This is a genomic window from Nonomuraea sp. NPDC001636 (assembly GCF_040298265.1).
Lineage (GTDB): Bacteria > Actinomycetota > Actinomycetes > Streptosporangiales > Streptosporangiaceae > Nonomuraea.
The window spans coordinates 1-16,379 of the sequence record NZ_JBEOZT010000035.1; the positions used below are offsets into that span (position 1 = coordinate 1).

The window sequence follows — 16,379 nt, forward strand, 5'->3', positions numbered from 1 at the left end:
GCCCCCCCCTCAGCCCCCGCCCTTTACCACCCCCCCACTTCCCGCCCCCCCCCCGCGCGCCACACCCCCCCCCCCCCCCCCCGGCGGCTCGTGGTGGGGGGCGGGTTTTTCCCCCCCCCCCCCACGACCTCCCGTGGAGTCGCCGATCCCTCGGCGTTCTCCGTCACACACGCAGCTCCTCGAACGTGTCGTTCGCGGCGAGCTCCGCGGTGAACCACTCGATCGTGCGCCGCAGCCCCTCCTTGGCGGGCACCTCCGCCCGCCAGCCCAGCCGCTCGGCGGCCAGGGTGGTGTCGGGCCGGCGCACCTTCGGATCGTCGGCGGGCCGGTCGATGAACTCGATCTCCGAGGCCGAACCGGTCAGGTCGCGGATGAGGGTGGCCAGCTCCAGCATGGTCAGCTCGTCCGGGTTGCCGATGTTGACCGGGCCGGTGAAGTCGCTGCGGGCCATGGCCAGGATGCCCGAGACGGTGTCGTCCACGTAGCAGATCGACCTGGTCTGGGTGCCGTCGCCGGTGATGGTCACCGGCTCGCCCTTCAGCGACTGCCGGATGAACGTCGGGATCGCCCGGCCGTCGAACGGGCGCATCCGCGGGCCGTAGGTGTTGAAGATGCGCACGATCCCGGTGTCGGTGCCGCGCGAGTGGCGGTAGGCGGTGGTCAGCGACTCGGCGAAGCGCTTGGCCTCGTCGTACACGCTGCGCGGGCCGACCGGGTTGACGTTCCCCCAGTACGTCTCCTTCTGCGGGTGCTCCAGCGGGTCGCCGTACACCTCGCTGGTGGACGCCAGGACGAACCGGGCGCCCTTCTCCCTGGCCAGCCCGAGCGCGTGCAGGGTGCCCACGCTGCCCACCCGCAACGTCTCGATCGGGTAGCGCAGGTAGTCGGCCGGCGAGGCGGCCGAGGCGAAGTGCAGCACCAGGTCCACCCGGCCGGGGACGTGCACGTACCCCGTCAGGTCGCTCTCGATGAGCCGGAAGGCCGGGTTGTCCAGCAGGTGCTCGACGTTGCGCGGGCCGCCGGTCAGGAAACTGTCCATGCAGATGACCTCGGCGCCCTCGTCCAGCAGCCGTTCGCACAGGTAGGAACCGAGGAAGCCGGCTCCGCCGGTGACCAGAGCCTTCATGACGTGACCTCCAGAGCTGCGTCGACCACTTCCGACACCTCGATCCTGAGCAGGCCGGGATCGGGGCGCAGGCCGTGCGGGTCGCCCTTGCGACCGGCCCACAGGGCCACGTGCCGCCATCCGGGCGGCGGCCCCCATTCCGACGGCGGCACCGGGCCGAACAGCACCACCGACGGCACGCAGAACGCCGTCGCCAGGTGCGCGACCCCGGTGTCGCCGCAGACCACCAGCCGGGCCCGGCTGACCAGGTCGATCAGGTCGGCCAGCCGGGTGCGGCCGGCCAGCATGCGCTCCGGCGGCAGCCCGGCCAGCTCGGCGACCTTCCTGGCGATCGGCACCTCGTCGGCGTTGCCGGTGACGACCACGTCGTCCAGCGCCGCGGCGACCTCGGCGAACCGCTCGGGCGGCCAGCGCCGCGCCGGGTAGGCGGCCCCCGGATGCACGATCACCGGGCCCGTCCGGTCGGAGATGCCGAGCGTCAGGTCCTCCGGGTCGGCGGGGATGCCGTGCCACTCCAGCAGGCCGCACCAGCGCCGCACCTCGTGCACGCCGTCCTGCCACGGCGGGCCGACGCCGAAGCTGATCAGCCGGCCCGGACCGGTGGCGCGCAGCGCCTCGATGCTCTGCGGCCCCTTGCCGTGCAGGTTGACCGCGATGTCGGGCCGCTGGAACGGCACCGGGCCCGGCCCGGACACGTCCACCTGGGCGTCCACCGCGCCGATCAGCGGCAGCAGGGCCTCCAGGGACTGCGGCGCGGCCAGCGTGATCCGGTGCCCGGGAAAGGACTGGCGCAGCGCCCGCAGCGCGGGGACGGCCGTGAGCAGGTCGCCCAGGCCGAGCCCGCGCAACGCCAGCAGTTCTAGGGCCATGACGTCTCCGTGGAGGGGCAGACGACCAGCTCTCTGACCTCGCACCCGGCCGGCTGCCGGAGCGCGAACACGACGGTCTGGGCGACGTCGGCCGGGTCGTTCAGCCCCGCCTCCGGGCCCGGCTTGTACTGCTCGGGACGCCCGTCGAAGAAGCTCGTCCGCATGCCGCCCGGGATCAGCAGGGTCACCCCCACCTCGCCGCGCAGCTCGACCGCCAGCCCCCTGGTGAAGCCGACGACGCCGAACTTGGACGCCGAGTACGCCGAGGCGTCGCTCAGCGGGCGCAGCCCGAGCGTCGAGGCGCAGGTCACCACCTTGCCGCGGCTCCGCTTCAGGTACGGCAGCGCCGCCCGGACGACGGCGGCCGTGCCGAGCAGGTTGACCTGGATCACCCGCTCCCAGTCGTCGGCGGGCACGTCCTCCAGGCGTCCGCAGGCGTCGATGCCGGCCGCGGTCACCACGCCGTCCAGGCCGCCGGCCCGCTCGGCGAGCTCGCGCACGGCCCGCTCGGCCTGCCCGCGGTCGGCCAGGTCGGCCGTGACGTGGTCGAAGCGCTGGTCCGGCTCGCGCACGTCGACGACGAGCGCCCGCCAGCCCTCCTTCTCGACCGCTTCGGCGGTGGCCAGGCCGAGACCGGAGGCGCCCCCGGTGATCAAAATATTCACTGGATCTCCCTGATCAGATTGCTGGTCGAACGTCCCGGCAGCGTGCTGAGCGCGACGAACTCGGCGCCGAGCCGCTTGAGGACCTCTGACTCGGGCAGGACTTCCCCCTCGTAGTCCCCGCCCTTCACCCACACGTCGGGCCGCAGCAGCTCGATGGACTCGGCCGGGGTGTCCTCCTCGAACACCAGGACCGCGTCCACGCAGCTCAGCGCCCGCAGCACCTCGACCCGGTCACGCGCGTCGACGACGGGCCTGGACGGGCCCTTCAGCCGGCGCACCGAGTCGTCGGAGTTGACGCAGACGACGAGAGCGTCGCCCAGCGCCCTGGCCCGCCGCAGGAGGCTCACGTGCCCCGCGTGCAACAGGTCGAAACAGCCGCCGGTGGCGATCAGCCGGCCGCCCTGCGCGCGGGTGAGCCTGGCCACCTCCAGCGCGGTGCGCGGCCGGTCGCCGAGCCGCTGTTCCTGGGTCCTGACGGTGGCGGCCCCGCCGCGCTCGACGAAGCGCGAGGCCTCGCCGACGCCGATGGTGACCGCCTCCTCGACGTCCGCGCCGTCCCGCAGCGCGAGCGCCGCGGCGCCGGCGAACCGGTCGCCCGCGCCGCACGCGTCCTGCCCGGCCGCCGTCACCGGCGGCGGCACCCGCGTCAGCGGGCCGCCCTGGACGGCCAGCGTGGCGCCGTTGCCGCCGGTGGTGACCGCCACGGCTGCCGCGCGCAGCTCCCGCACCAGGCGGCGGGCCGCGTGGTCGGGGCCGCGGTAGCCGTCCGGGCACAACATCCTGGCCTCCGCCTCGCTCGGCGTCACCAGCGTGCAGCCCGGCATGGGCGGGCCGCCCCGGGGATGGGGGTCCCACACGACCGGTACGCGGGCCTCGCGCAGCAGCTCCCGGGCGATTCCGGCCACGCCCCTGCCGTAGTCGGAGACCAGCACGGCGCCGGCGCGGGCCAGCACCGCCGTGATCTCCTCGGGGATCTCGCCGGGCGGGTCGGACCGGGTGACGCCGTCGCCGCTGTCGAGCCTGAGCATGGTCTGGCCCCTCGACCTGACCCTGGTCTTGCGCACGGTCCCGCCGTTCAGCGGCAGGCGTACCAGCTCGACCTCCTCCGACAGCAGCGCACACAGGCGGTGACCGTCGGGGTCGTCGCCGATCGCGGTGATCAGCACCACCTCCGCGCCGTCCCGCGCGGCCAGCAGCGCGGCCAGCCCGGCCCCGCCGGGGCGGGCGTGCTCGGCCGCGATGTCGACCACCGGGACCGGCGCGTCCGGGCACAGCCGCTCGCTGTCGCCCTCGACGTCCACGTCGAGCAGCGTGTCGCCGATGACGACGAGGGGGCCCATCAGACGGCCTCCTCGATGGCGTCGCAGAGCAGGTGGATCATGGCGAGGTGCACCTCCTGGACGGTGGCCGTCTCCTGCGCGGGCACGGCCACCGCCTCGTCGCACAGGTCGGCCAGCGGGTTCGGCGCGGGCCCGGTCAGCGCCCAGGCGACGACGCCGACCTCCTGCGCGGCCCGGGCCGCGGCCAGCACGTTGGGGCTGCCGCCGCTGGTCGACAGGCACATCAGCACGTCACCGGGACGGCCGTGCGCCCGCACCTGGCGGGCGTAGACCTCCTCGTGGCCGAAGTCGTTGGCGATCCCGGTCATCGAGGAGCTGTCGCCGTGCAGCGGGATCGCCGCGTACGGCGGCCGATCGGCCCTGAAGCGGCCCACCAGCTCGGCCGTCAGGTGCTGGGCCTCGGCCGCCGACCCGCCGTTGCCGCAGGCCAGCAGCCGGCCGCCGGCCGACAGCACGCCGGCCAGCTTCCCGCCCCAGGCGCGGATGGTGACCGCGTGGTCGTCGACCTGCTCCAGCGTGGTCCAGAGCTTTTCCAGATGTCTGTCCATGATCAACCCCCCAGAGCGGCCAGCCGGCAGAGCTTGCCGTCGATGACCTGCGTGTACACCGCCTCGGTCTGCTCGGCGATGCGGGACCAGCCGTACCGCTCGCGGGCCCGCCGCGCCCCCGCCGCGCCCAGCGCCGCGCGTCTGCCCGGGTCGGCGAGCACGTCGCGCAGCGCCCTGGCCAGCGCCCGCGGGCGGCGCGGCGGGACCAGCACGCCGCAGCCCGCGACCGTGTCCAGGTGGCCGCCGACCGCCGAGGCCACGACGGGCACGCCGCAGGCCATCGCCTCGATCGGGACCATCCCGAACGGCTCGTACCAGGGCACGGTGACCACGACGTCGGCCGAGCGCATCAGCGCCGGCACGTGCGTGCGCGGGACGCTGCCGATCAGGTGCACCCGGTCCTGGAGCCCGTAGGCGAGGGCCAGGTCGCGCAGCCGCGCGGTCTCCTCCTCGTCGTCCGGGCCGCCGCCGGCGATCACCAGGTCGGCGTCCGGGAGCTGGCGCAGCGCGGCGATCAGGGTGTCCACGCCCTTGCGCGGCACCATCCGGCCGATGCTGAGCACCACCTTGGCGCCCGCGCGCGGCGCGACCGGCCCCTGCGGGCGGAACGCCGTCAGGTCCACCCCGCAGGGCACCACCGTGACGCGCCGCTCGGGCACGCCCATCGCGCACAGCTCGCTCACCTCGTCGCTGCAGGTGGCCAGCACCGCGTCGGCCCGCTTGCCGATCTCGCGTTCGGTGTCGATCCGGTGCGCCGGGCTGGTGTCGGCCTCGCCCTGCCAGCGCCGCTTCACGGTGCCGAGCGCGTGGAAGGTCTGCACCACCGGCACGCCCCCGGCGGCGGCCCGCAGGGCCGCCTGGCCGCTCATCCAGAAGTGCGCGTGGGCCACGTCCGGCGGGTCGGCCGCCCAGCGGGCGGCCAGGCGTTCGGTGAACTCCGGCATGTACGGCGGCAGCTCGTCCTTCGGCACGACCGCGGCCGGGCCCGCCGTGACGTACTCGACCGTGACGCCGGGCGCCAGGGTCACCGCGTCGGGCTGCGACCGCGCCGAGCGCCTGGTGTGGACGACGACCGTGTGCCCGCGCTCGGCCAGTGCGACGGCCAGGTGCGCGACGTAGACGTTCTGCCCGCCCGCGTCCACGCCACCGATGGCCGCCAGCGGATCGGCGTGTTCGGAGATGAGATCGACCTTCACTGCGTCAGCTCCCTCACTGCCTTGACCACCTGCTCACTTGTCACCAGGGACAGGCACGGGTGCCCGGCCACCGGACAGGTGCGCGCCCTGCTTCCCGAGCAGGGCGCCTGCTGGTCGCCGAGCAGCACCGTGGGAACGCCGTATGGGGCCCATCGAGCGGCGGGGACGACAGGGGCGAACAGGCTCACGACCGGCGTGCCGACCGCCGCGGCCAGGTGCGCCGGACCGGTGTTCCCGGCCACCAGCACACTGGCGCCTTCGATCACGGCGGCCAGCTCGGCGAACGTGGTCCTGCCCCCGAGGTCGACTGCCGCGTCGCCGGCCACGTAGGCGGTGAGGTCACGTTCCTTGCCGGTCACGACGACCCGGTGCCCGTCGTCCACCAGCTCCCTGACGGCCTGCCGATGCCTGTCGGCGGGCCACGTTCTGGCGGGGGCTGACGTCCCTGGATGCACCACGACGTACGAGCGTTCATCGGCAGCGCCGCCGACGCCTAGGAGATGCCCGCTTTCCCGGCCGATATCCGGCAAGGGCCGCCGAACAGCCAGTTTGCCGTCGTCGCCGGGTGGCAGATCGAACCCGGCGGCCCGCGCGACGGCCAGCATGCGCTCGGCCTCGGGCACGTCGAGGGTCTCGTCCACGACGTGCCGGACGTCCAGGAGCGAGCCGGGGTAGTCGTTGCTGATCGCGCAGACGCGCCGCACGCCGGCCATCCGCAGCAGCAGGGCCAGCGGCAGCGCCGACTGGTGGAAGGAGGTCAGCAGCAGCGCCTCGTCCACGCCCTTCACCCGGGCGATCAGGTCGGCGACCTGGGCGTTGGACACGGCGGCGGGGGAGTGGTCGATCCACGGCGCCCGCCACTCGATCACCCGGTCCACGCCGGGCAGCAGCTCGGCGGCGGCCCGGCCGTTGGGGCCGGCCAGGAAGACCAGCTCGTCGGCGAGCGTGCGCACGGCCCGGGTGGCGGGCCCGGCCAGCAGGACGTCTCCGGCGTCGTCGAGCCGCGCCACCAGGACGCGCCCCCGGCCGCCGCCGCGCTCTCCGGCCGCCCGGCACGCCGCTGTGGTGGTCTCCGCCGTGGTGGTCTGCGCTGTGGTGGGTTCCGCGGGCTTGCGGGCGCGGGCGGCGGCCCGTCCGGCCTTATCGCGGCACTGCGTGGCGTTCGTACGGCCGCGGCCGCACCGAGCCGCCGGATCGCGACGTCTCATCGCCGCCACCTCCATTCCCCCCGAAGCCGGTGCACACAGGCGACCGGCGGGATCACCACGCTGGTGACGGCCATGCGCCACACCTCGCGCGGGGTACGCGGCCCTGGGGCGATGCGCCGCCAGGCGAACTCGGCGGTCATCGCGGCCCACAGGGCTCCGGCGACCGCGGCCAGCAGCGGCAACGCCCGCCACCCGCCGGCCGCGCCGCGCCGGCCGGGCCGCTGATCGAGCCGCCTGCAGGGCCGGCTGCCGGGCCGCCTGCCGGGCCGTCTCGCGGGCCACCGGTCCGCGCGTCCTCGCCCGGACGGGCGGGCCACGGTGGCGGCCAGGCCGAGGGCGGCGGCCGTGAGCGCGGCGGCCGAGGTGACGGCGTGGCGGCGCAGCCGGCCGCCGGAGCCGCCGATGGCCTGACGCCAGCCCGGCCCGTGCAGGTGCCGCATCAGCGCGTCGTCGGCGTTGCCGCGCTGGAAGCGCACGCTCGCCCAGAACCCGTCCTGGCGCACCGGGTGCGTGGTCACCCGCTCGCCCGCGACCAGCCGGTGGCCCGCCCGCGTCACCCGCAGGGCGATGTCGGCGTCCTCCCGGTAGGCGCGGGGGAAACGTTCGTCGAACCCGCCGGTCTGCTCCAGCACCGAACGCCGGTAGGCCATGTCGGCCGTCACCCACAGCGCGTCCGACAGCCCCAGCGTGTGCCGCTCGGCGTCGGTGGGCCGCCGGCCGGACGGCCGCGGCACCACGATCCGGCCCTGGCTGCCGCCCACGTCGTCGGGCAGGTCCACCAGGTCCTTCCAGACCGCCTCGGCCCAGCCGGGCGCGGGGATCACGTCGTCGTCGAGGAACACCACCCACGGCGTCCCGGCGGCCCGCCACCCGGCGTTGCGCGCCGCCGCCGGGCCCCGGCCGCCCGAGCGCACGACCCGCACGTGATCGGGCAGGTCCAGCGGGGCGGCGTCCGCCCGCCGGTCGTCCACCACGATCACCGGCACCGTCCGGCCCACCGCCGCCAGCGTCTCCCGCAGCGTGGCGCGGCCGATGGTGGGGATCACCACGGTGATCACGACGCGAACACCTCCCCGCGCCGCACCAGGTACGGCCCCAGCGCCAGCACGTCCACCGGCGAGGAGCCGAAGCACTCCAGCGCGTCGCGCGGGTCGTCGACCATCGGCCGGCCCGCGGTGTTCAGGCTGGTGTTGACCACCACCGGCAGCCCCGTGCGCGCCTCGAACTCGGTCAGCACCCGCGCCATCAGCGGATCGTCGGCCGGCGAGATCGTCTGGATACGCGCGGTGCCGTCCACGTGCACCACCGCCGGGATGCGGTCCCGCCAGGGCTCGCGCACGTCGTGCACGAACAGCATGTACGGCGAGGGCACCGGCCCCCGCCCGAAGATCTCCGGCGCCCTGGACTCCAGGACCATCGGCGCGATCGGCCGGAACTGCTCCCGGCCCTTGACGTCGTTGAGCCGCTCGGTGTTGCCCGCGTGCCCCGGATGGGCCAGCAGCGACCGGCGGCCGAGCGCCCGCGGCCCGTACTCGGACCGGCCCTGGAACCAGGCCACGATCCGGTCGGCGGCCAGCTCGGCGGCCACCGCCGCACCCAGGTCGGCCGGCCGCGTGTACGGCACCCGCGCCACGTCCAGCCAGGCGCCCAGCTCCTCGTCGGTGAACCCGCGGCCGAGCGCCGCGCCCGGCATGGGCCCGGCCGGCTCGCCGTAGGTCTGCGCCAGGTGCAGCGCGCCGCCCAGCGCCGTGCCGGAGTCGCCGGCGGCCGGCTGGGCCCACACCTCCTCGAACGGCCCCTCGTCCAGCAGCCGGGTGTTGGCCACGCAGTTCAGCGCCACCCCGCCGGCCAGCGCGAGCCGCCGTTCGCCGGTGCGCTCGTGCAGCCAGCGGGCCAGCTCCAGCAGCACCTCCTCCAGCCGGGCCTGCACGCTGGCGGCCAGGTCGGCGTGGTCGGAGGTCCACGGCTCGCCCATGGCCAGGGCCTTGACGTAGACGTTCCAGTCGACCGGCTCGACGCGGAATCCGCCGTCGCCGGTCGTGTAGATGATCTCGCGCAGCGACTCCAGGTGGCGCGGCCGGCCGTAGGAGGCCATGGCCATGACCTTGTACTCGTCGCTGGAGCGCAGGAAGCCCAGGTGCTGGGTGACGTCCTCGTACATCAGGCCGAGCGAGTGCGGCAGCTCCTGGGCGGCCAGCACCTCCAGCTCGCCGTCGCGGTAGCGGCCGGCCAGGTGCGAGACGTTCTCGCCGCGCCCGTCGCACACCAGCACCGCGCAGTCGCGCCAGGGGGAGGCCAGGCCGGCCGAGGCGGCGTGCGCCACGTGGTGCGGCACGTACGTGACCTGCCCGGCGTCCAGGCCCGGCAGCGCGGTCGCCAGGAAGGCGGGCGCCCGGACGGCGTACTTCGTGCGCAGGTCCTCCCAGTCGCCCTCCGGCCGCTGGACGACCAGCGCCGGGTCGTAGGAGTAGGCCACGGCGTCCAGGTCCTCGGGGGACAGGCCCGCCTCGTGCAGGCACCAGGCGGCGGCCTGCTCGGGCAGCTCCCACGCGGAGAACGCCAGCGGCCGTTTGCCGTGCTTGCGGCGGCTGAAGCGCTCCTCCTCCGCCGCGGCCACGATCTTCCCGTCGACGACCAGCGCCGCGGCCGGGTCGTGGAAGATCGCGTTGATGCCGAGAAACTTCATCGTTTCCTCCCCCGCAGATGTCGAGAACCGCTACCGAGAGAAGCGGCTCTCAAACCTGGGGCTACCTCGGGAGATGCGAAAACGGGCGCAATCGCCTGGGGTTGGTTACTCTGAGTAGTTGTTTGCCGGGTGGTGGGCCGGGTAGCTGCCGGACCACGCGACGGAGGTGGAAGGTGTTCGAAAAGCGACGTCCCGGGGCCGTCCTCTTCGACCGGGACGGAACCTTGATCAAAGACGTGCCGTACAACGGCGACCCGCGCCTCGTCGAGCCCATGCCGGGAGCGGTCGAGGCGCTCGGCAGGCTCCGCCGGGCCGACGTGCCCGTCGCGGTGGTCACCAACCAGTCCGGCGTGGCCAAGGGCCTGCTCTCGCCCGACGAGATGGACCAGGTGAACGCCAGGGTGGAGGAGCTGCTCGGGCCGTTCGACGCGTGGGCCATCTGCGTGCACGACGACGCCGACGGCTGCACCTGCCGCAAACCGGCGCCGGGGCTGGTGATCAGGGCGGCCGCCGTCCTCGACGTCAGCCCGCGCGACTGCGTGGTGGTCGGCGACATCGGCCGGGACATGGAGGCGGCCAGGGCCGCGGGGGCCCGGGGCATCCTCGTGCCGACCAGGCAGACGCTGGAGGAGGAGATCGAGCAGGCGGCCGAGGTCGCCGACGATCTCACCGACGTCGTCGACCGGGTGCTCAGCGCGCCCGAGCTGCCCGTGGCGGCGGCCTCGGCCGCGCCCTGGGCCCGGGCCATGGGCTGGAGCCGCTGGTGAGGATCCTCATCTGGCACGTCCACGGCTCGTGGACCAGCGCCTTCGTCAGCGGCGGCCACGACTATGTGCTGCCGCTCGTCGCCGGCCGCGGTCCCGACGGCCGAGGGCGCGCCGCCACCTACGACTGGCCCGACAACGTCCGCGAGGTGGCCTACGACCGGCTCCGCGACGAGCCCATCGACGTGGTCGTCTACCAGCGGCCGCACGAGATCGACCTGGCCCGCGAATGGCTCGGCCGCGCGGCGCCCGGCGTGTACGTCGAGCACAACACCCCGGCCGGCGACGTCCCGCGGACCAGGCACCCGCTGTCCGGCCAGGACGACGTCACGATCGTGCACGTCACCCACTTCAACGAGCTGTTCTGGGACAACGGCCGGGCGCCCACCCGCGTGATCGAGCACGGCGTCCCCGACCCCGGCCACCTGTACACCGGCGAGCTGGCCAGGGCCGGCGTCGTGGTCAACGAGCCGGTACGCCGTACCAGGGTCGCCGGCACCGACCTGCTGCCGCGCTTCGCCGAGCGCGTCCCGCTCGACGTGTTCGGCATGAAGGTGGACGGCCTGCCCTACGGCACCTACGAGGACCTGCCGCAGCACGTCATGCACGCCGCCCTGGCCCGCAGACGCGCCTACCTGCACCCCTACCGCTGGACGTCGCTGGGCCTGGCCCTCATCGAGGCCATGACCCTCGGCCTGCCCGTCGTGGCGCTGGCCACGACCGAGGCCGTCGAGGCGGTGCCGCAGGAGGCCGGGGTGATCTCCACCAGGGTGGACGTGCTGGCCGACGCCCTGCACGCCTTCGTCACCGACCCCGAGCGGGCCGCCCAGGCCGGCAAGGCCGCGCGCGCCGCCGCCCTGGCCCGCTACGGCCTGCCCAGGTTCCTGCGGGACTGGGACCGGCTGCTGGCCGAGATCTGAGCCGGGATCCGAGCCGGAATCCATATCGAGGTCCGAGCCGGGATCCGACAGGTATGACGCCGGAAGGCATGGGTAGGCGCGATGGGCATGATGATGCTCAACTGGTCACGCAGGGCAGCCTGCCTGGAACTGGACCCCGAACTGTTCTTCCCGATCTCGCTCGAAGGCCCCGGCCGCTCGCAGGTCGAGAAGGCCAAGACCGTCTGCGGCCGGTGCCCCGTGCGCCGGCCCTGCCTGCAGTACGCGCTGGACACCCGGCAGGCGCACGGCGTGTGGGGCGGCACCGACCCCGAACAGCGGCGTGAGCTCAGCTCGCCGGCAGTGCCTCGGCAAGAAAGCGTTCCCGCTCCTCAGCTTCGAGGTGGTCGCTGAACAGCACCCCGTCGAGATGATCGGCCTCGTGTTGCAGCACCCTCGCCAGCACGCCCAGCGCCCGTAGCGTCACCGGCTTGCCGAACATGTCGCGGCCGCGCGCCGTGACCATGTAGGAGCGTTCCAGCGGACGCCAGAGGCCCGGCGCCGACAGGCACGCCTCGTCGGCGGTGATCCGCCGCTCCGACAGCTCCAGCCGCGGGTTGACCAGATGACCGGAACGGCCGTCGTAGGAGTAGACGAGCACCCGTACCGGCTCGCCGATCTGCGGCGCCGACAGGCCCGCCCGGCCCGTGCCCGCCCGCAGGGTGAGCGTCAGCGACTTCACCAGGCGCCGCAGCTCCCGGTCGAAGTCGTGCACCGGCTCCGCCACCACGCGGAGCACCGGATCGTCGAACACGCGAATAGGCCGGACCGTCACCCGCAACTCCCCGAAACGCCGCGATCATCATGCGGAACGGTTCCCGTCGCCGGATCCCCTCAACCCTGAAGGCTTTGCCTTGTAGCACAGCGGTAACAGCGGAGACCCAGGGGTGAAACCACCCGAAAGCAGGATCGGAGGGTGATCTCACTTGCGTCGCCCGCGCCTGTGATGCCCGGCCGGGTGCTCGGGGCCCGGCCGGGCCCCACCTGCCCGGAGGTACCGGCATGACCGCCCTCTCCGAAGGATCTCCCGAGACGGCGTCCGACGCGCCGGCCGGATTCATCCAAGGGTCTCCAGAGACGGCGTCCGACGCGCCGGCCGGATTCATCCAAGGGTCACCTGAGACGGCGTCCGACGCGCCGGCCGGATTCATCCAAGGGTCACCTGAGACGGCGCCCGACGCGCTGTCCGGGTTCACCATCGGCGTGACCGCCACGCGGCGGCGGGAGGAGTTCGCCGCGCTGCTGGCGCGGCGCGGCGCCCGCGTCGTCAGCGCCCCCGCCATCCGCCTGGTGCCCCTGGCCGAGGACGCCGACCTGCTCGCCGCCACCCGGCTCACCCTCCAGGCCCCCCTGGACGACGTGGTCGTCACCACCGGCGTCGGCTTCCGCGGCTGGATGGCCGCCGCCGAGGGCTGGGGCCTGTCCGCCGACCTCGCCGACCACCTCGGCCGGGCCCGCCTGCTCACCCGCGGCCTCAAGGCCAGGGGAGCCGTACGGGCCGCCGGGCTGACCGACCACTGGACGCCCGTCACCGAGTCCTGCGACGAGGTCAAGGAGCACCTGCTCGCCCAGGACCTGCGCGGCCGGCGCATCGCCGTCCAGCAGCACGGGGAGCCGCTCACCGCCTTCGTGGCAGCCCTGCGCTCGGCCGGGGCCGAGGTGATCGAGATCCCGGTCTACCGGTGGCTGCCCTGCCGCGACGGCTCGCCCCTGCGCCGCCTGATCAGCCAGGCCGTCTCCGGGGCCGTGGACGCGGTGGCCTTCACCAGCGCGCCCGCCGTCCACGCCATGCTCGGCGCGGCCCGCTCCGACGGGCTGGAGGACGCGCTGCTGGCCGCGTTCGGCGGGTCCGTCGTGGCCGCCTGCGTGGGGCCCGTGACGGCCGAGCCGCTGACCTCGCGCGGCGTACGCGTCCTGCGGCCCGACCGTTCCCGGCTCGGCGCCCTGGCCCGGGCGCTGGCCAGGCACCTGCCCGAGCACGGCGTCACCCGGCTGGTCGCGGGCGGGCACCGGCTGGAGGTGCGCGGTCACGCCGTCGTCGTGGACGGCGACCTGCGTCCGCTGCCGCCCGCGCCGATGGCGGTGCTCAAACGCCTGGCCGACAAGCCGGGCCACGTGGTCTCCCGCGCCGACCTGCGCACGGTGCTGCCGGGCAGCGTGGCCCGCGACTCGGCCGAGCACGCGGTGGAGATGGCCGTCACCCGGCTGCGCCGGGCGCTGGGGCCGAGCGGCATCGTCGAGACGGTCGTCAAACGCGGCTACCGCCTGGCCTGCCCCCACGACCCCACCCCATGACCCCCCACCAGCCCACCGACCGGGCCCCGACACCAGCCGACGGGCCCGCTCCCGTACGTGCCCCTGCTCTCGTGCGTGCACCTGATGTCGTGGGTGCGTGCGATGTGGTGCGTGCACCTGGGCACGTGCATGCCCCCGCTCTCGTGCATGCCCCCGCTCTCGTGCATGCCCCCGCTCTCGTACGTGCGCCTGCTCTGGTGGATGCGTCCCCTCTGGTGAGCGGGCCCGCGATGGAGGACAGGGCGCTGCCCGCGTTGGTGCTGGCCGCGCACGGCACGCGGAGTGCGGCGGGGGAGCGGGCGCTGGTCGCGCTGGCCCGTTCGGTCCGCAGGGCCCGGCCCGGATGCCGGGTCGAGCCGAGTTTTCTGGAGATCAGCGCGCCGCTGCTCGCCGACGTGCTGCCGGCCGTGCCGGGGCCGGTGGTGGTCGTGCCGTTGCTGCTGGCCGGGGGCTACCACGTGCACGTCGACCTGCCCGAGGTGGTCGCCGGCCGCCGTCCGGACGCGCTGGTGGCCGGCCCGCTGGGTCCGCACCCCCTGCTGACCTCGGCGCTCGTCCGCACGCTGGTCCAGGCGGGGCTGCGCGCCGACGACACGGTGATCCTGGGCGCGGCGGGCTCGTCCGACCCCGCCGGGCTCGCCGACGTGCGCGCCGCGGCCCGGCGGCTCTCGGTACGCCTGTCGCGGCCGGTCACGGCGGCCTTCGCCGCCTCGGGGACGCCGTCGCTGCCCGACGCGGTGGACCAGGCGCGCAGGACGTCCCGTGGCCGGGTGGTGGTGGCCTCGTACGTGCTGGCCCCCGGTTTCTTCCACGACCGGCTGACCGCCTCGGGCGCCGACCTGGTCACCGCCCCGCTCTCCCCGGACCCCGCCGTGACCACCCTGATCTGGCACCGCTACGACCAGTCCCTCACACACCGACACCCGCACCCGACCCCCGCCGCCCGGACGTAACCCCCGCCCTCACACGCCCCGAAATCCGGCCACGCGACCCCACAGGCATTGGAAGATGCAGCGAGCAACCCCGTGAGCCCGCCCGAGATGTAGCCGAGCGTCCCTTCAGCCCCGGCCGGGCATGTCGCCGAGCGTCCCTTCACCGTCCGGCCTCGGGGATGCAGATGCGCGACCTCACAGCGCTGGCCTCGGGGGCGCAACACGCAACCTCCTCAACGCGGCCTGGGACATTGCCACACGCCCTCACCACCCCGGCCCGACCCCCGAGGGCCGCCCGCAGAGTCGGCCGCCGGGGGGCCCCTGCCGCGGTACTGCTCCGGAAGCAGGCCGTCGGGTGTGGCGGTCTGAGACGGGATGGCCGCCGGAACCAGCAGCCGGGTGTGGAGGTCCGTGCCGTGGGATTGCTCCGGGAGCAGTCCGTCGGATGTGGCGGCGTGCGACGGGATGGGCCCCGGAGCCAGCGGCCGGGTGGGGCGCCCTGGGCCGGGATGGGGCCTGGAGTCAGGCGTCGGGTGGGACAGCCCGAGGGATGGGACCCGGAGGCAGCCGGGCAGCCTGGGGCGGGATGCCCCAGGAGTCAGTCGTCGGGTGTGGGGGCCTGGGGCGGGGTGAGCCCGGGAGTCGGCCGGCGGGTGTGGTGGACCGGGCCTCGGGGTCAGCTGTCGGTGTCGCGGTCGCGGCGGCGCAGGTAGCGCTCGAACTCGGCGGCGATCGCGTCGCCGCTCGCCTCCGGCAGCTCGGCCGCGTCCTTGCGCTCCTCCAGCTCCTTGACGTATTCGGCCACCTCGCTGTCCTGCGAGGCCAGCTCGTCGACGCCGCGCTCCCAGGCGCGCGCCTCCTCGTCGAGGTCGCCGAGCGGCATCGGGATCTCCAGCACGTCCTCCATGCGGCGCAGCAGCGCGAGGGTGGCCTTCGGGTTGGGCGGCTGGGCGACGTAGTGGGGGACCGAGGCCCACAGCGAGATCGCGTCGAGCCCGGCCTCGCCGAAGGCGTGCTGGAGCACGCCGACGATGCCGGTGGGGCCCTCGTAGCGGCTGAGCTCCAGGTTGGTCGAACGGGCCAGCGCCTCGTCGGTGGCCCCGCCCAGGATCGGCACCGGACGGGTGTGCGGCGAGTCGTTGAGCAGCGCGCCCAGCATGACCGCCAGCTCGACGCCCAGCTCGCGGCAGACCTGGATGATGTCGGCGCAGAACGAGCGCCAGCGCATGTTGGGCTCGATGCCGCGCAGCAGCACGACGTCGCGCTCGCTGCCCGGCGGACGGGCGTGGAACAGCCGCGTCGTCGGCCACACGATGGACCGGGTCAGCCCGTCGCCCATCTCCACCACGGGACGGGTGACCTGGAAGTCGTAGTAGTCGTCGGGGTCGAGCGCGATCAGCGGCTCGGCCTTCCAGGACGACTCGAGATGGGCGATCACACCGCTGGAAGCCTCGCCCGCGTCGTTCCACCCCTCGAACGCGGCAATGAGCACCGGGTCGACGAGCTCGGGGAGCCCTTCGAGCTCGATCACGTGTCGCCTCCTCTCTCCCTCATCGCGCTAAGCCTATGCGGTAAGCAGGCGTCGGCGTCACCGATCTCCCCGCGAACGCTCCGAGCCACCGGCCCACCCCTTTCGCCCAGCCCACCACGCCACTATCCCCCGTCCCGGCGCGCTCACCCCTCCCTTTCGTTCGCCCCTAGCGGATCACCCCGAAAGGGGGCGGACCGCCCGCCGGGACGACGCCACGGGAGCCGGCCGGGCCCACCGGTATTGGACGCTGCGTCAATTGACAGGCGGAAGAATAAGCGGTC

Annotated in this window: 16 protein-coding genes; 5 read left to right on the forward strand and 11 right to left on the reverse strand. The window is 74.5% G+C overall.

The annotated features are described in order from the left end of the window. Positions 1-163: 163 nt before the first annotated feature. Genes ABT158_RS43520 through ABT158_RS43560 form a run of 9 tightly spaced genes read right to left on the reverse strand, consistent with a single transcriptional unit; the run spans position 164 to position 9,638 of the window. A complete protein-coding gene (locus ABT158_RS43520) occupies positions 164-1,126 on the reverse strand; it encodes a UDP-glucuronic acid decarboxylase family protein (protein ID WP_352363993.1) in 963 nt (320 codons plus the stop codon). Further along, complete coding sequence (locus ABT158_RS43525) at positions 1,123-1,995, reverse strand: glycosyltransferase family 9 protein (RefSeq protein WP_352363995.1); 873 nt, start codon at positions 1,993-1,995, stop codon at positions 1,123-1,125. Before ABT158_RS43525 ends, ABT158_RS43520 begins: the two co-directional genes overlap by 4 nt. After that, positions 1,986-2,660 (reverse strand): SDR family oxidoreductase, encoded by a 675-nt coding sequence (locus ABT158_RS43530; RefSeq protein ID WP_352363997.1) that lies wholly within the window; start codon positions 2,658-2,660, stop codon positions 1,986-1,988. Before ABT158_RS43530 ends, ABT158_RS43525 begins: the two co-directional genes overlap by 10 nt. Continuing rightward, positions 2,657-4,000, reverse strand: a complete 1,344-nt coding sequence (locus ABT158_RS43535) for a PfkB family carbohydrate kinase (protein WP_352363999.1) — start codon at positions 3,998-4,000, stop codon at positions 2,657-2,659. The genes ABT158_RS43530 and ABT158_RS43535 overlap by 4 nt, the downstream gene beginning before the upstream one ends. Then, positions 4,000-4,548: a D-sedoheptulose-7-phosphate isomerase gene (locus ABT158_RS43540; RefSeq protein WP_352364001.1), complete on the reverse strand. Its 549-nt coding sequence runs from the start codon at positions 4,546-4,548 to the stop codon at positions 4,000-4,002. The genes ABT158_RS43535 and ABT158_RS43540 overlap by 1 nt, the downstream gene beginning before the upstream one ends. 2 nt (positions 4,549-4,550) lie before the next feature. Next, a complete protein-coding gene (locus ABT158_RS43545) occupies positions 4,551-5,744 on the reverse strand; it encodes a glycosyltransferase (RefSeq protein ID WP_352364003.1) in 1,194 nt (397 codons plus the stop codon). Next, on the reverse strand, positions 5,741-6,952 hold the full coding sequence (locus tag ABT158_RS43550; protein ID WP_352364005.1) for a glycosyltransferase family 9 protein: 1,212 nt from the start codon (positions 6,950-6,952) through the stop codon (positions 5,741-5,743). The genes ABT158_RS43545 and ABT158_RS43550 overlap by 4 nt, the downstream gene beginning before the upstream one ends. After that, a complete protein-coding gene (locus ABT158_RS43555; RefSeq protein WP_352364007.1) occupies positions 6,949-8,010 on the reverse strand; it encodes a glycosyltransferase family 2 protein in 1,062 nt (353 codons plus the stop codon). Before ABT158_RS43555 ends, ABT158_RS43550 begins: the two co-directional genes overlap by 4 nt. Further along, positions 8,007-9,638, reverse strand: coding sequence for a carbamoyltransferase family protein (locus ABT158_RS43560; RefSeq protein WP_352364009.1), 1,632 nt, complete (start codon positions 9,636-9,638; stop codon positions 8,007-8,009). The genes ABT158_RS43555 and ABT158_RS43560 overlap by 4 nt, the downstream gene beginning before the upstream one ends. Positions 9,639-9,811: 173 nt before the next feature. Here ABT158_RS43560 and ABT158_RS43565 point away from each other — a divergent pair, with 173 nt between their 5' ends. The 3 genes from ABT158_RS43565 to ABT158_RS43575 all read left to right on the forward strand — a co-directional run bounded on the left by ABT158_RS43565 (position 9,812) and on the right by ABT158_RS43575 (position 11,694). Continuing rightward, positions 9,812-10,405 (forward strand): D-glycero-alpha-D-manno-heptose-1,7-bisphosphate 7-phosphatase, encoded by a 594-nt coding sequence (locus tag ABT158_RS43565; protein ID WP_352364011.1) that lies wholly within the window; start codon positions 9,812-9,814, stop codon positions 10,403-10,405. Beyond that, positions 10,402-11,322 carry a glycosyltransferase gene (locus ABT158_RS43570; protein WP_352364013.1) on the forward strand — a complete coding sequence of 307 codons (921 nt, stop codon included), beginning with the start codon at positions 10,402-10,404 and terminating at the stop codon, positions 11,320-11,322. Before ABT158_RS43565 ends, ABT158_RS43570 begins: the two co-directional genes overlap by 4 nt. 93 nt (positions 11,323-11,415) lie before the next feature. After that, positions 11,416-11,694, forward strand: a complete 279-nt coding sequence (locus tag ABT158_RS43575; RefSeq protein ID WP_502911619.1) for a WhiB family transcriptional regulator — start codon at positions 11,416-11,418, stop codon at positions 11,692-11,694. Here ABT158_RS43575 and ABT158_RS43580 read toward each other — a convergent pair. Beyond that, positions 11,630-12,094, reverse strand: a complete 465-nt coding sequence (locus tag ABT158_RS43580; protein WP_352364015.1) for a peptide deformylase — start codon at positions 12,092-12,094, stop codon at positions 11,630-11,632. The genes ABT158_RS43575 and ABT158_RS43580 overlap by 65 nt on opposite strands. A gap of 395 nt (positions 12,095-12,489) precedes the next feature. Between ABT158_RS43580 and ABT158_RS43585 the strand changes: the two genes are divergently transcribed. Together ABT158_RS43585 and ABT158_RS43590 are read left to right on the forward strand one after the other, a co-directional pair. Next, positions 12,490-13,635 (forward strand): uroporphyrinogen-III synthase, encoded by a 1,146-nt coding sequence (locus ABT158_RS43585; protein ID WP_352364170.1) that lies wholly within the window; start codon positions 12,490-12,492, stop codon positions 13,633-13,635. A gap of 197 nt (positions 13,636-13,832) precedes the next feature. Continuing rightward, entirely contained in the window at positions 13,833-14,588 is a 756-nt protein-coding gene (locus tag ABT158_RS43590) for a sirohydrochlorin chelatase (RefSeq protein ID WP_352364017.1), read from the forward strand. Between the two features lie 655 nt (positions 14,589-15,243). Here ABT158_RS43590 and ABT158_RS43595 read toward each other — a convergent pair. Beyond that, positions 15,244-16,098 (reverse strand): PAC2 family protein, encoded by an 855-nt coding sequence (locus tag ABT158_RS43595; RefSeq protein ID WP_352325653.1) that lies wholly within the window; start codon positions 16,096-16,098, stop codon positions 15,244-15,246. Between the last annotated feature and the right edge of the window lie 281 nt (positions 16,099-16,379).